Annotated in this window: 10 protein-coding genes and 1 pseudogene; 6 read left to right on the top strand and 5 right to left on the bottom strand. The window is 67.4% G+C overall.

Translation table 11 applies throughout. The features are described 5' to 3' along the window. Positions 1-313: 313 nt before the first annotated feature. Positions 314-2,802 (bottom strand): annotated as a pseudogene (locus IEZ07_RS36275) (type ISP restriction/modification enzyme). 1,313 nt (positions 2,803-4,115) lie between these two features. Between IEZ07_RS36275 and IEZ07_RS11130 the strand changes: the two are divergent. Together IEZ07_RS11130 and IEZ07_RS11125 are read left to right on the top strand one after the other, a co-directional pair. Further along, the gene (locus tag IEZ07_RS11130; protein WP_191894681.1) at positions 4,116-4,766 is read left to right on the top strand and encodes an HAD family hydrolase; all 651 of its coding nucleotides are present in this window, start codon (positions 4,116-4,118) and stop codon (positions 4,764-4,766) included. A gap of 86 nt (positions 4,767-4,852) precedes the next feature. Then, positions 4,853-5,173, top strand: coding sequence for a hypothetical protein (locus IEZ07_RS11125; protein WP_191894680.1), 321 nt, complete (start codon positions 4,853-4,855; stop codon positions 5,171-5,173). A 156-nt stretch (positions 5,174-5,329) separates the two neighbouring features. Here IEZ07_RS11125 and IEZ07_RS11120 read toward each other — a convergent pair whose 3' ends face one another. The 3 genes from IEZ07_RS11120 to IEZ07_RS35600 all read right to left on the bottom strand — a co-directional run bounded on the left by IEZ07_RS11120 (position 5,330) and on the right by IEZ07_RS35600 (position 8,541). Next, positions 5,330-6,232, bottom strand: coding sequence for a hypothetical protein (locus tag IEZ07_RS11120; RefSeq protein WP_191894679.1), 903 nt, complete (start codon positions 6,230-6,232; stop codon positions 5,330-5,332). Between the two features lie 311 nt (positions 6,233-6,543). Continuing rightward, on the bottom strand, positions 6,544-7,053 hold the full coding sequence (locus tag IEZ07_RS11115) for a hypothetical protein (protein WP_191894678.1): 510 nt from the start codon (positions 7,051-7,053) through the stop codon (positions 6,544-6,546). A 477-nt stretch (positions 7,054-7,530) separates the two neighbouring features. Continuing rightward, positions 7,531-8,541, bottom strand: a complete 1,011-nt coding sequence (locus IEZ07_RS35600; RefSeq protein WP_239319844.1) for a PASTA domain-containing protein — start codon at positions 8,539-8,541, stop codon at positions 7,531-7,533. A gap of 88 nt (positions 8,542-8,629) precedes the next feature. On the opposite strand from IEZ07_RS35600, the gene IEZ07_RS11105 reads away from it, so the two are divergent. The 3 genes from IEZ07_RS11105 to IEZ07_RS11095 all read left to right on the top strand — a co-directional run bounded on the left by IEZ07_RS11105 (position 8,630) and on the right by IEZ07_RS11095 (position 11,295). After that, the gene (locus IEZ07_RS11105; RefSeq protein WP_191894676.1) at positions 8,630-9,703 is read left to right on the top strand and encodes a DUF4236 domain-containing protein; all 1,074 of its coding nucleotides are present in this window, start codon (positions 8,630-8,632) and stop codon (positions 9,701-9,703) included. Between the two features lie 292 nt (positions 9,704-9,995). Beyond that, the gene (locus IEZ07_RS11100) at positions 9,996-10,751 is read left to right on the top strand and encodes a hypothetical protein (protein ID WP_191894675.1); all 756 of its coding nucleotides are present in this window, start codon (positions 9,996-9,998) and stop codon (positions 10,749-10,751) included. A gap of 163 nt (positions 10,752-10,914) precedes the next feature. Then, positions 10,915-11,295: a hypothetical protein gene (locus tag IEZ07_RS11095; RefSeq protein WP_191894674.1), complete on the top strand. Its 381-nt coding sequence runs from the start codon at positions 10,915-10,917 to the stop codon at positions 11,293-11,295. Positions 11,296-11,871: 576 nt separating this feature from the next. Here the strand turns inward: IEZ07_RS11095 and IEZ07_RS11090 are convergent. After that, the gene (locus IEZ07_RS11090) at positions 11,872-13,374 is read right to left on the bottom strand and encodes an alpha/beta hydrolase (protein ID WP_191894673.1); all 1,503 of its coding nucleotides are present in this window, start codon (positions 13,372-13,374) and stop codon (positions 11,872-11,874) included. A 258-nt stretch (positions 13,375-13,632) separates the two neighbouring features. On the opposite strand from IEZ07_RS11090, the gene IEZ07_RS11085 reads away from it, so the two are divergent. Beyond that, positions 13,633-13,965 (top strand): YnfA family protein, encoded by a 333-nt coding sequence (locus IEZ07_RS11085; RefSeq protein ID WP_068898409.1) that lies wholly within the window; start codon positions 13,633-13,635, stop codon positions 13,963-13,965. Positions 13,966-14,184: the final 219 nt, after the last annotated feature.

Raw genomic sequence — 14,184 nt, 5'->3', positions numbered from 1 at the left:
TCTTCAAGGGCGGTCCGCTCCGCGGCCCGCCGCGCGTCGGGCGGACGCCGGCCCGGCTGCGGCTCTTCGGCCGGTCCGGGCCGCGCCGCCCACGCGCTCACGTCCACCGGGCAGACCTCCGAGACGGTTAAGCCCTCCGGCAGTCGAGGAGGCTCGCTCCACAAGGCTGCCGCGCGGCTTCCGGTCCTCGGGCCTTGACGGCCCTGCGGTCCGGGTCCGCTTGCCATCGAATATTCCGGGTGGCGGTGGGAGCCCATACGGCAGGGCAGTACAGCACGCCGTACGACCGCGCCGCCACCCGATCGAACCCTGATCACAGCAGGGTCGGGGCCTCAGGTGACTCGGGGACAGGGGCCTTGCGAGCACTGGCGGGAACCGGGAAGACGTTCGCCCCTTCGAGATCGGCCACGGTGACGAGCGGACCGTTACAGATCTTCTCCAGCAGGTCGGCCTGGTCCGGCTCCACCTCCACGCAGAGCGTGAGCACGTGGAGGAGATGGAGAAGCTCAGTGGTGAACTCGGCCGGCCATTCCTCGGTGTGGATGTCGTCGAGGGAAGAGGACTTGCGACCGGTCGGGTTCTTCTTCCGGTAGCCGAACCACTTCTTGATGATCTTCATCCCGGACACCTCGTATGCCCACACCTCGGGGCGGACGGGTGAGATGCGACCGGCGCCAACGTGGAGGGTCGCCGTATCGGCGTCATAGGAGATGTCATCGGGCATCTCTTCGGCGGTTCCCGGGATCGCTACCTGTACTTTGGCGCGCTGATCGGGATTCGGCTTGGGAGATCCGGAGGGGCGGCCCTCGGCGGGGTCGGCGAAGCGCTCACCGTAGGTGTGCAGCCAGACGACCCGCTTGCCGAGCCGTACGGCCTGCGCCCACAGTTCGGGATCCGCCGTGAGGGGGACGCGCACGCCGGGTGTGCGCAGGTTCTCTGCGAAGCGTGCGGTATAGCCACCGTGCGCGGTCACCGCGGCAACGTAGGCCAGCATGTCAGGGGCCGTCACGAGCAGACCGAGACGTTGCGACAGTAGACGGACGAGGTTCGGGCGAGGTTGGCGGCCCCGGCGGCGCGGTCGCGATAGAGCGGGAGCACCCGCCCACCACGGCCGTTGATGTGGTGCATGTCAGGCACATGTGAGGTGAAGACCAGGCCGGGGCCGGCCTCAATTGGATGAGCGTGTTGTTCCGTGGCGAACACCTGTTCACCGTCCGCAACTTGCCATAGCTCAGGTCGAGGCCGCTCCTGAACACGCGCATCAGGGATCACCCATTGCCGGTCGAAGGATCGATAGGCGACTCGGACCGGGGTGGGGCAGGGGCCCGACTCCTCTGCGATCGTCCCCTTGTGCATGACGAAGCCGGTGATCAGCTGTACCAACATGCTGTCGATCTTGCGGCCGTCACTTTCCTTGAACTGCACGGCCTTTTCGTCGGCAGGGGCCTTGATCAGCCGTTCCCAGCGGGACCGAAGGATCTCGGGACTCGGTGCATAGACCCACGTCCGGTTCGGTTTGACGCCGGGAGCCTGCCACGGCATCAGATCACCGAGCGCGGGATAGCTCAACCACTCGTCCGATCCGGCCGGCTGGAGTCGGTCGTGCCAGCCGGTCGCGCAGGCGGTCCACTCGGGACCGTCGAGGGTCAGGCCCGCCAGGTGGGCGAACTTCTCCGAGCGGCGCCCCGACAGACTGACATGGTGGATCAGTGCGGGCGTCTCCCGGTTGCCGGTGCTGTACCGGACGAAGATGCCGATGCAGAGCGGTTGCTGGACACCGGGAAAGGCCCGGGTGGACACGTCGGGCTGATGCCCTTCCGGAGAGAGATCAATGATCCATCCCTCATCGGTCGTTCGGCGCAGGTACTCCCGCATGCCGGCGAAACCGGGGCCAGTCGTGTAGCCCGACGTGGTGATGAAGGCGACGATGCCCGTGGGGTGCTCGGGGTGCGCGTCGAAGACCTTCCACGTGGCCCATCGCCAGAAGTACACGTACAGGTTGGACAGGACGTACTCATACTTACCGAGCCCCGCAGACTTGAAGGCGTGCAGCGGGACGCCGTGCCCGGAGTTCTCCGCGCCCTGTTCGATCCAACCGCCCATTCCCTTGGCCCGCTCCCGATAGGGAGGGTTGCCGATCACGACCTGAACGGGTGACTCCCGCTTGACCCGGTTTGCCTCCCGGCGGGAACGCACGATCGGCTCATACATCGAGCCGAGATCAAGCTGGGTCTTATCGAACGGGCTGTCCAGAGTGTCGGCGACATAGAGCTTCTGGTCCTTCTCGGCGATCTCCGCGCCGTACTTGGACTTCAGCGCCTGGTTCAATCGGAGCTCGGCCACCGCGTACGGCCCGGCCTGCCGCTCCATCCCGATCAGGCGACCGAACAGCTTCTTGAGGCGTGCCGGAACAGCTCCCTGGCCTTCCTCTTCCTCCACGTTCTGGGCCACCATGTCGACGATGTTGAGCAGGTAGGTTCCCGTGCCCATGGCCGGATCCACGACCACGACATCGTCAGCGGCGAAGCCGCCTTCTCGGCCGAACCGGTTCCGCAAGATCTCGTCGACGAAGTGGACCATGAATGAGACCACCTCGTTGGGGGTGTAGTACGACCCGCTCTGCTTACGGAGATCGGAGTCGTACACCTCAAGGAAGTGTTCGTACAGGTGAAGATAGGAGTCCGCCGAGCCGTTGCTGATCCGATCCCAATCCACCGCGCCGATGACCCGTTTCAGCGTCTCGACGACGACGCTGCGCCCCTCCACGGCGTCATGGGTCAGTACGGCGAGTGCCTTGCCCATCAGCGAGTGGTTCTTGCCGAGCTGCGCGGCGATCTGCCCCAGCATGCGGCCCTCGAAGGCGATGCCGTCGACCCGGGCGAGCAGTAGAGCGAACGTGACCGTCTGCGCGTAGGCGTCGGCGAACTCCTCATGCGTCAGACCAGGGAACAGTAGCTTGCGCCAATCGGCGCTCAACTCGGTGAAGACCTTCGGCTTCTCCTCCCCCCGGCGTTCACGGTCGATGGTCTCGATCACCTCGCTGCGCAGCAGCTTGCACAGCCCAGCCACCGCACGTACAAGCTGGCGGATGTTGCGAGGCGGGTTCGGCTTCCAGAGCAGGAAGTCGGAGAGGACACGGACAAACTCGCCGTCAAGGGGGGCGAGCTTGTCGCCGGCCTTTCGGATATCACCGTTGAGTCGGGCGATCTGCCCGATCAGCTCCCCATTCCGGAAAACCGCCCATAGGGCGCCATCGGTGTAGAGCACGTTCGGTAGGAGACGGAGCTTCTCCCACTGTGTCTTTTCGTGCTTGTTGGGGGCCCAAACGGTCGGTACACCACGGCCGGGGGCCTTGAGTTCGACATAGCCGACTCGGGCACCGGCAACATTAACGGCATAATCCGGTCGCACGCCGAGCGAAGCCAAAGAGGTCTCGCCGATCATCACGACGGAGACACCCAAAGCTTCCGCCATGTCGTGAAACAGGCGCTCCAACGGTGCGCGAAGCTGATCCTCGGGCTGTCCGCCACTATCCAGCTTGGCGGCAATGGATCTGCCGAAGCGCGCCACCGCCTCAGCGGCCTTGTCCAGCAATGGGGAGGGGGAATGCGTCGCGGGCATGGAGCACCAATCAGTCTGAAATTGTCGATTCAGATCGAGCCTCAATACATCGCTTATACCGATTCGGTCGTCTTGGCGATACCTATTCAGTGATTAATGCGGAACTGAGATCGCCGCTGTATGGCGGACGCTCCATCGTTGAGCAGCCCATAGGATCAATTCGGTATTATGTTCGAGAGTTCGATAGCTCTGAGGCTGTCGCGGAGTCAGGGGGAAGTCGTGACCGATATCTACCAGAACGTCACTCCATATACCCATCCTGAGCGTTGGACGGTACAGGAGAAGAAACTCTTCGACGCGGGCAGGTGCTGTTGGGTGATCGGAACCGGGTCCGGTTCTGTTGAGCACTGCGGCGAACCAAGCGAGGAGGGGGCATCCTACGGCTACTGCCCCGAACATGCAGATCAGTTCCGGGAGAACTGCTATCCCAATGGCACCCGTCGTTAGCCGCCTTGTCAGGTGATCAAGCAGGGGGATCCACGTAGGGTGTAGCTGTGCAACGGCTTGCGCTCTTCGACCTGGACAACACGCTCGTGAACCTGGATGAGGCGTTCCGGGCGTGGACCATGGAGTTCGCCGACGAGCACAGGCTTGGACACGAAGCGGTTGACTGGCTGCGTGCTCTCGACCAGGCGGGTTACCCACATCGTGAGGTCTTCTTCGGAAAGGTTCGCGAGCACTTCGCCCTTTCGGAGTCGGTCGAGGAGCTGTGGGGCCGCTACCGCAGGCGCATGCCGTACCTGGTGCGCTGTCGGCCCGAGGTGATGGGCGGACTGGCTCGGCTCCGTGCGGCCGGGTGGAAGGTGGCCATCGTCACCAACGGGACGGCGGACAATCAGCTCGGGAAAATTCAGCGGACGGGACTAGCCGAGGCTGCCGATGCCTACGCACTCTCGGGACTTGAAGGCATCCGCAAGCCGGATGTCGGTCTGTTCGAGATCGCCGCCCGGCGGTGCGGCATGAACCTGGCCGGCGGGGGATGGATGGTCGGGGACCATCCCGTCAAGGACATCGGCGGGGGACGGGCCGCCGGCCTCCGTACGGTCTGGGTCGACCGGGGGACGTCGCAGCACCAGGAGCACCAGGCCGACCACGTCGTCACGGATGTACTTCAGGCGATCGAGATCCTGCACGGGAACCGGTGACGGAGCAGCTTGAACCGGCTCACCGGCGCGTCATAACCGTCTGACGGTATCTCGTCATCGGCTCGCGATCTCCTCACGATGACGACATGGGGAAGTCTCAGAAGCAGCGCCAGCCCGCCAAGCCTGATCCCGCGAAGCCGAGTGCCGAGGAGCTTAAGGTCCGCAAGAGGCTGGGGGAGATCGCTTCACAGCGGGCCGTGGCCGAGAAACAGGGGCGGAAGCTGAAGGTCACTCAGGAGGAACGAGAGCTACGGGCCAAACAAGGCAAGTTCATGCGCATCCGGGCCAACACCCCCGGCACCCCCGAGTACCTCAACCGCCAGCGCCAGCGCCAGGCTGCCAAGACCGACGAAGCGATCTGGAACAGCGCCCATGACCCGGAGACCTTCAACTCCGACGATTGGTGATCTTGCTAACGCGGACGCTAACAACAGCTCTGAACGGACCTGGACGACCGTGGATCGCAGGTCCCCTTGGAGCCCGCCTGACCAGGCCCGGATGGCAGCCGTGGACGGTCCTGGACGGTCGTGATCTAACTCGTAATGAAGACGTCGGTGTTGGCGCTACCGCAGGTGGGACTCTTCGACCTGTCTGGTGGCGGCGTCCCTGTCTCGGTACGCGGCGACCACGGTGAGGGCGGCCACGGCGAGCAGGTGCCATCGGATGAACATGGCCGCGACCGCGAGGTCGAAGTATTCGGCGGGCCAGAGGATGAGGGCCGCCACGAATCCCTCGAAGGTGCCGAGGACGAGGAGCGCCGCGAACCCCAGGGCGACCCCGCGCCGGAGCCGTTCGGCCGTGAGCGCGCCCGCCGCCGCGACCAGGGCGACGAGCACGACCAGCACGCCGTCCACGTCGGCCTTGCAAGACCACGCCCCCGGCTGCTTCCACATCAACTCCGGCGGCATGTAGGCGAACCAGCCGAAGGAGGACGCGTCGGATTGGGCGAGGGTGAGCCGGCCGACCGTCCACGCGGCCACCATGGCTGCCGCTGCCCAGAGCAGAGCACTCCTGCGGACGGGCGGGGCGGGCGCGCGTGCCACCAGGAGTAGCGCGGCGACGGCCAGGCAGTAGCAGACGGCCGAGGGCCAGGGGCTTTGAACGGGAAGGGCACGGCCAGGGAGAGGGGAGGGGATATCGAGGGGGAAGGCGGTGGCGGCCAGCAGGAGGGCCAGGACGGCGCACACCGCCGTGATCCCCAGGTTCGTGGCCCGATGAGGAAGGCGCAGCAGGAGGCCGGCCAGGACCACCGGGAGCAGGAGCTGGGTCCATAACACCAGCCACCACCATGTGCCGGCGGCCATGTGGAGGAGGTCGGGGTCAATCTTGTAGCAGACTCCCACGCTCAGCTCCGCCAGGCTGATCTCCGTGCTCCTCAGGATGACCGGCCCGGAGGCTGCCAGGACCGCCCCGAACCGGAGCGCTCCGGCCGGGAGCGGCGTCTTGGTTCGCGGCGCCTGAGTCATGAAGTCCTTTGTCCCGTCTTCCGCTCGAAGATCGATACGGGTGACAGTAGCGCTGACAGCAACGTCCCCGTACGCGGACTCACCTCGGCCACCGTCCACCGCCCTCTGACCACGGCGCCCAGTGCCCGACGAGGGTGATCGCTCCGCCTGAAAAGCGGACGGTCATGCTGCCGCGCCGCTTCTGGCGCTCGGGCCTGGCAGCCTGTGCTCCGGGTCAGCCTGCCACCGAATGAACTATGGCTGATGTCCGTGACCCGAACCCGCGCCGGGATGCTACTTCGTGAGCGCAGCGATTCCTTGGCGAAAGCGCGTTAGCCTTGAGCCCCGTCGCCGTTGTTTGCGGTTCGCAGGGTCGGATCACCCTGAAGCGGCACTGGCTTTCCCTCCAGATGTGCACGCCCGTTGCTCAAGAAGATGCCGCGCGCCCGGGACACCTCATTCATGGCGGCCTCCAGCGCCCCTCTGATCTCTTCCAGGGTAGATCGGCAGACTACCCCGTATTTTGCGAGAGCCCTCTCAGCGCGTTGACAAGTGACGTAGATGTCCCAAGCCATATCGACAAGCTCGACGGGTCCGTGTAGTTGAACGCTGATGGCGGTGTGTGCCACCTCGTCCAGGCAGGCATCCAGCGCGGCGTACTCCTCGGCTGGCACGGCTACATGAGTGGGATGCGATCCGGCCCAGCGCTTGTCCATGATCTGTTGGATGTCAACGACCTTGCGGCCGAACCGAAACGCGGCCGTGCCGAGCGCAGCGTAGGCCTGGCGTCGGGCGGCCTGGCGCGCCAACTCGTGGTTGGAATCGCTCGTTACCGAAGCCACTCTGACCGCACCTCGTCTGCCGACAAGTGCGCCTCCGAGTGTGCCCGCTACTCCGACGATTCCAGTGATGATCGCTACGATGCCGCCATCCATATCGGCCCCAATGTGTGGAGGAGGTCAGATATCTGATCTCTTTCATACAGCACACGGACGACGGTTGTTGGAACACGCCATGGTCGGCCCCGATGTCTTACATGGGCCTGTCAAAGAGGGGTCGGCCGACTGAACAAACCTCGTTCAGGTGCCGCTGCTCGCCTCTCAGGAGATCCGGCTGAGGGCACATCGGGGGCACACCGCGTCTGCGGGCGGTGGCAAGCAACGTCAAATGACGAAGGCGCTCCCGCAGCTCAATAGCCTGATCGCGGATTCCGCCGCAGGTCGCGGGCAGGCGGAAATAGAACCCGGCCTACAGGCCGACTCGTCCGCCCCATCCGCCCCCGACCTGCGGCGGAACCCTCACCCGGGAAGATCGGTCGATCAGGAGCGGCGCCAGCGGGCACGGGAGTCACCGGCCTTGGTGGAACATCGCATCAAAACACCTGACTTGCTGCGGCCCAGCGCGCCGCTGGGCGAGCAGAAGGCACCTGGATGCACGCTGGACACCACATCCCTGCTCTCCTCTGCGGGAACATCATCGAGCTCTTCACTTTCTGCCGGGACATCCTCCGTCGCGTAGCGGTCCTGCTCGGTGACGGTCAGGCGGATGGGACGGCCGGGACGGAGCGCGGCGCCCGCCCTGGGTGATTGCTTGATCACCTGGTCGGCCTTCTGCCCGGCCTTGGCGGTGACGTGGTCGGTCTCGACGAGGGGGGAGACCGCGTCCAGCGCGTCCGACGCCTTGTTCTCGGAGAGCCCGACGAGCTTGGGCATCTTGGAGCGCTTGCGGTAGAAGTCGTAGACCTCGCGTTCGGCCCGGACGAGGAGGACCGTCGTTCCCTGGGCCAGTTCGGTGCCGTTCTCGGGGCTCGTGGAGACCACGACGCAATCGAGGCTGCAGGACGGCAGGTTGTCCAGATCCATCCAGCTGAGGACCAGGCCCGCAGCGATGAGCGTAGTCGTGGCGTCATCTTCGTCCGCTCCGGTCACATCCGGCAGTGCGACGGAAGCGGGGCTGGTTGTAGGAGTGGGGATAAAGGAGGGGGCGGCGCTGGTCACCGCTGCCGTGGGCGTGGGACGGGAAGAGGGGACGGCGTTGGCCGTTGCTGCCGCAGGTGCGGGAGGCTCCCCGCCGGAGAAGGCGTTGACGGCGACCGCGGAGGCGAGCAACCCCACAAGGGTCCCGCGAATGGCTTTACGGACGGGGCTGTGCGCCACCGGACCAAGGCAGACCCGCTTGGCCAGCCTGGCCGCGTAGCCGCTGTCATCACTCCACAACTGCCAGCCCGCAGGCGGCGGAGGCCAGGAGGGGTCGGGCCGCCATCCGCTGGGCGGAGTCCAGTCGTCGGGCAGGGCAGGCCAGTTCGGCGGCGGGTTGAAGCGGCGGGCCATGGCGGAACTCTCGGGGGAAGGAATGGAACTTGGAGAATTTACCAGGTCAGATGTAGTGAAGTGACTCTATGTGACTAGACTTTTACTCATGGGATTCTCTATCCGTGTCGCGCCGGGAATTCGCATCAGTGCCGGCAGTAGAGGGATGCGGGCCAGCCTCGGCCCGCGCATCGCCCGCGTGCACGTCGGAGCAGGCCGTACCGGGTTCTCGACCGGAGCGGGCCCCGTCGGCTTCTACGCCAGTCTCGGCGGCGGTCCCAGGCGCGGCTCCCGGCCCAGCCGGCGCAGTCCGGCGCAGGCCACCAAGGAAGCGGAGGCCGAGCGCCTGCTGGCCGCCTTCAATGAGATCACCTCGCTACATCGCACGGAGTTCCCCGGCGTCACCCCGCCTGTCGCCCCACCCGTCGCGCCGGTGGAGCACGCCAAGATGCTGCGCCGCCACGAGCGGCAGGCGCTGTCCGGGCTCGGCTGGTTCGCCCGCGCCGAACGCCGCGCGGCCCGCGAGCGCTCCCGTCTGACCGCCAACGCCGAGGCGGCGGCCTGGGTGGCCGAAGCCGAGCGTGAGCGTGCCAAGGTGCAGCAAGAGCTGGACCGGGGGTGGGAACGGCTGCTCGCCAACGATCCGGACGCCTTGCTGGGGACCCTGGCGGAGGCGTTCGACGACAACGAAGCGCCCGCCGCCGCGGTCGACGTGCAGGGTACGGAAGTCTCCCTGGTGGTCCTGGTGCCCGGCGTCGAAGCCGTGCCCGAGCGCATGTCCGGCACGACCCAGGCCGGCAATCTCACTCTGCGGAAGCTCAACAAGACAGACCGCGCGGTCTACCATCTGCTCCTGGTTGCAGGTCATGTCCTGGTGACGCTGCGCGAGGCGTTCGCTGTGGCGCCCGGGATCGAGGCTGCACGTGTTGTCGCACTGCGCCGGGTCAGGACTGACTCGTACGGCTCGCCGCAGCTGGAGTGCCTGCTGGCGGGCCGGTTCCAGCGCCGGTCCTTCGACGGTGTGCGCTGGCATGAGGCCGATGCCGCCAACGTGCTCACCGACACCGCCGACGAGCTCTTACTCGACCGCGCCCCGCGGACCGGCGAACTCCGCCCCATAGACGTGCGCCGGGAGCCTGAGCTCGCGCGTCTGATCACGAACGTCGACCTTGATGAGCCGTGATCTTCTCGTGGGTGCATGCAAAGCCGAAGTGACCGCTCATGGCTATGTCGGTGAGAAGTGGCAGCGTTCGTTGACGGATTCGGGCAGCAGTTGATGATCAACAAGTGCGGAGATGTTCGTGGGAAGTGGCAGCACGGACTGTCACTGAAGACGCCTGAGAGCGGGCCACGTGTGGACGCGGCTCCGGGGTGATGGGTAGATCTTTCTGTGCGCGATCTCCACATTCCGCCCAGAGGGTTCTGCACGCGGCTGTGCGAACATGCCCGCCGTGTCCAGATATGTGATTATCGCCGTGTTGGTGCTGCTGGTGGCGGGTTGCAGCTCGGGAGCGAAGACCGCTCCCGAGATCGCCGGATATGTCGAGACGTATCTGCAGGCGCGCCCGGACGTCAAGCGGGTGGCGAAGAAGGGGACCCAGGGCGCCACCGTGGTCACCGAGGGGCAGGACCAGGACGTCTTCGCCGATCTGGATGCGGGCCTGCGCGGACGGCTCATCCGGACGGGCGGTGCCGCGTATATGCAGACGCCGGGAGAAGAGGTGGCGCCGGGAAAGACCTGGGACAAGATCACCGAAGAGCACGAGCCGTCCCACCTGTTCGGTATCGGCGTGGTGACGAGCCAGGCGATGACGCTGGTGAACAGCCATCGGGTGCATGCGCTGCTGGCGGGGAGAGGACGGGCGAGCGGCCCGGCGTCCGATGGCGGGCTCGACCGTTACACGGTCACCATCGACGTGCAGGCGGCGCTCGACGAATTGGATCTCGGCGCGTTCCTCGAGGTGTACGACCCGCTGCCGCTCATGCAGGACACCGCGCATGAGTACGCCATGGTCCGGGCCGGCGACAGGGCGGCGCAGGAACGGCTGCGCAACCAGTTGCTGGAGGAGTTCGGCGCGCAGGCCACGTACGATCTCTGGCTCGATGGCCAGGGGCGGCCGGTACGGCAGCGGCTGACCGCGAGGGCCCCGACGGAGGTCGTCTTCTCCCATTGGGGCGATACGGCCGTGACCGCTCCTCCGGCCGATCAGGTCCGGGTGCTGACGAGGTGACCCCGCGCTGTGCGCCGATGCCCCGATGCCGGCCATGGCACGGAACGCGGCATCCCACGATCGCGGCGAGCCGCCACTCGTTTCGGTTCGACGGAAAACGGCTCGATCCCGCCCACGACGGACGGATACCGTCTGACTGGAACAGGCCGATCGAGTAGGAGGGATGTTGAGGCGTAGGAGTCCGCAGGAGAAGAAGCGCCTGAGTTATGCCAAGGACCGCCGCAACGACTACGGGGAGAACGACAAGGGCTCCCGTAAGAACATCCGGCGCAACAAACGCGCTCCTCATCGGGCGAACAGGCACCGGGCGCACCAGGTCCTCGAAGCGGCCGTCGGCGCCGTCGATGAGGGCGCCGAGGAGGAGGTCGAGCGGCGGCTGCTGGTGAAGCGGCCGAAGTCCTGGGAGAAGTCCCCGGACGCGCCTCTGGGGGAGATCGTTCAGTACACCCTGCGGCGGCGGATGACGCTGGGGACCGGCGATCCGAAGCGGGACGCCGCCCGTCTGGAACGCGTCCGCCGGCGGACCCGGCAGTCGGCCGGTTGAGCGTGCCTTCTCCGGCCTCATCGCCGTGGAGGCGTGGCAGGCCCTCGCCCTCGGCGACGAACCGGCCGTGACGGCCTGTGACCCGAGCACCGCTTCTCACCCGCGGTGCGGGTGCCGGCAACAGGTCCGGGCGGACCCGGACGACCGTGGCGCGAAGGACCGCGTAGCGCCCGGCCGACCAGGCCCGGAGCGCGGCGGCGGACGGTCTTGGACCGGCTACGGGCCGGAAGGCGTCCGGTCGGTGCGGGGTTCGTCGCGGCTCCAGATCTGAGTGCACCGGGGAAGGTCTTCGATGTCGCCTCCTTCGGGGATCATGCCCCAGAGGAAGGGGACCAGATACCGGGGCGGTCCGCCCAGGAGCACGGCCAGATCGTCTTCGGAGACGGTGAGGGTGGTTCACCCCGAGGGTGGAAGGGGCCGGTCCCTCAGCGAGGCCGCCGTCGGTTTCGTCGAAGGAGGCGGTGAGGAGAGGGCCGGGACCGGTCCGCGGCCTGCGGTGGATCTCCCGGCTGGAGGAGATCCACCGCAGGCCGGCGGCGATGTCCGTACGGCGCGGCTCCCCGGCCGCCGCGGACGTCAGGAGCCGCAGACCGTGCCCTTGGCGGGCACCTTCCCGTCGATCAGGTAGGCGTCGGCGACCTTCGTCGTGCAGGCGTTGACCCCGTAGGCGCCGTGGCCCTCGCCCTCGGAGGTCACCAGCACGGCCGTCCTGAGCTGCTTGGTCAGCTTCGGCCCCCACGCGTACGGCGTGGCCGGGTCACCGGTCGTGGCGACCACCACGATCGGGGCCGAGCCGGTGGCGTCGACCTTCTTGGCCGCGTTGCTCCCGGCGAACGGCCAGGCCCCGCAGAGGCCGCCCAGGCCGGCGCCGCCGAACATCGGATTGATCTTCCGTGCCGCGGCGTCGGTCCTGGCCTGTTCCGCGGCGCTGGGCCGCTCGGCGGAGTCGGCGCAGCTGATGGCCGGGAAGCTGGTCAGCATGGTCGAGTAGGTGCCGTCGGCCCGGCGGCCGGTGTAGCCGTCGGCCAGGCCCAGCAGGAGCCGGCCGTCGCCCTTGAGCGCCGCGCCCAGCGCCTGCTCCAGCACCGGCCAGGCCTGCTGGGCGTACAGCGCCGCCCCGATGCCGGTGACCGCCAGGCTCTGGGTGAGCTCCCGCCGGTCGACCTTCAGCGGCTTGGCGTCCAGGCGCTTCCACAGGGCCCGGACGGTCCTGTCGGCCTTCTTCCGGTCCGCGCCGAGGACGCACTTGCCGGCGCCCTTCGCGGCGCAGGCGGCGAGGAACGCCTCGTACGACCGCTGGAAGCCTCTCATCTGGTCGAGGGTGCGCTGCCGGAACGAGACCGTGGGGTCCAGCGGGGCGTCCAGCAGGAAACGGCCCACCTTCCCGGGGAACATCGTCGCGTAGACCGCCCCCAGATGCGTGCCGTACGACATGCCGAAGTAGTCGAGCCTGCTCTCGCCCAGCGCCTCACGCAGCAGTTCCAGATCCCGGGCGGCGTTGACGGTGCCCACATGGGGCAGGATCTCACCGGAGGTCTTCTCGCAGGCCCGGACGAACTCCGCGGTGGCCCGCTTCAACCGTGCCCGCTCGGCCCGGGTGTCCGGGGTGGCGTCGGCGGCGTTGTACTCCTCCATCTCCGCGGCGTCGCCGCACCGGACGCCGGAGCTGCGCTCCACTCCGCGGGGGTCGAAGGAGACGAGGTCGTAGCGGGCGTTCAGCGCGGTGTAGGCCGGAGCGGCCAACGGCAGGATGTCCACGCCCGAGCCGCCGGGCCCGCCGAAGTTGAACACCAGCGACCCCAACCGCTTGCCGGAACCGGTGGCCTTGATGCGGATCAGCGCCAGCTCGATGCTCTTGCCGCCGGGGTCGGCGTGGTCGAGGGGGACGGTGAGCGTGCCGCACTCGGTGCCGGTGGGAAGCTTCTGACCTTCGGCGGGCCGCATGCCGGCGCACGATCCCCAAACGATAGTCCCCTGCCCGGCACCCGAACCGGTGTTCGCCGCGGCGGCCGGACCACCTGCGGTGACCAGGGCCAAGGGCAGGGCGGCGGCGATCGCCGTGAGTCTCACAGGGCGCATGGGCACTCTTTTCATGATCGGAAGGTTTCTGTCGGGGTGGGGCGTCCTCCAGGAAAGATCTTGCCTTTCCTGACCGCACGCAGACAGTCGCCGATATCACCGGAGGCATATGGATCTTGCGGGCGAGCTCGATGACAAATGTCATCTGGTCCGGAGGTCCGGAGGCCGGGGACGCGCGCCGGTCGGCCGCCGCCGATTCGCCGATTCCCGGCCGGGCCGGTGGCGGACCGGCCGGGGCCGTGCGCTGTACTACCGGTCATGACGATCGTCCGCTCGCTGGTGCTGTTCGCCCTGGCCGCCGTCTTCGAGATCGGCGGCGCCTGGCTGATCTGGCAGGGCTGGCGCGAGCACCGCGGCCCGGCGTGGATCGCCGCCGGGATCCTCGCCCTGGCCGCCTACGGGTTCGTGGCCACCTTCCAGCCCGACGCGCACTTCGGGCGGATCCTGGCCGCCTACGGCGGCGTGTTCGTCGCCGGATCCCTGGCCTGGGGCATCGTCATGGACGGCTTCCGCCCCGACCGCTGGGACGTGATCGGCGCGCTGATCTGCCTGGCAGGGGTGGCGGTCATCATGTACGCTCCGCGCGGATAGGCGGCGCTGGGCGCCCTCCTCGAACCACTGCGCCCCGAACATGTACGCCCCGCGCGGATAGGCGGTGCGCTCCGTCCGTCGGCCGCCGGTCGGCAGCGGTCTCCATCGTCGTCTGCCCGGGTGAACGCCCGCGGGCGAGGTGCGGCGGGGTCATCCGTCTCAGGCGACGTGCTGCCAGGGGGTGGTGTGCAGGAGTTCGTCGATTCGGGGGGCGGGGAC

This window comes from Planomonospora parontospora (assembly GCA_014647935.1).
Taxonomy (GTDB): Bacteria; Actinomycetota; Actinomycetes; order Streptosporangiales; family Streptosporangiaceae; genus Planomonospora; species Planomonospora parontospora.
This window is presented reverse-complemented; position numbering and strand designations above follow the sequence as displayed.

What these genes read in the sequence shown, in the direction of transcription:
- IEZ07_RS11125 (WP_191894680.1), top strand. Translation starts at nt 4,853, where the DNA reads ATGGGGAAGTCTCAGAAGCAGCGCCAGCCCGCCAAGCCTGATCCCGCG.
- IEZ07_RS11120 (WP_191894679.1), bottom strand. Translation starts at nt 6,232, where the DNA reads ATGACTCAGGCGCCGCGAACCAAGACGCCGCTCCCGGCCGGAGCGCTC.
- IEZ07_RS35600 (WP_239319844.1), bottom strand. Translation starts at nt 8,541, where the DNA reads ATGGCCCGCCGCTTCAACCCGCCGCCGAACTGGCCTGCCCTGCCCGAC.
- IEZ07_RS11105 (WP_191894676.1), top strand. Translation starts at nt 8,630, where the DNA reads ATGGGATTCTCTATCCGTGTCGCGCCGGGAATTCGCATCAGTGCCGGC.
- IEZ07_RS11095 (WP_191894674.1), top strand. Translation starts at nt 10,915, where the DNA reads ATGTTGAGGCGTAGGAGTCCGCAGGAGAAGAAGCGCCTGAGTTATGCC.
- IEZ07_RS11090 (WP_191894673.1), bottom strand. Translation starts at nt 13,374, where the DNA reads ATGCGCCCTGTGAGACTCACGGCGATCGCCGCCGCCCTGCCCTTGGCC.
- IEZ07_RS11085 (WP_068898409.1), top strand. Translation starts at nt 13,633, where the DNA reads ATGACGATCGTCCGCTCGCTGGTGCTGTTCGCCCTGGCCGCCGTCTTC.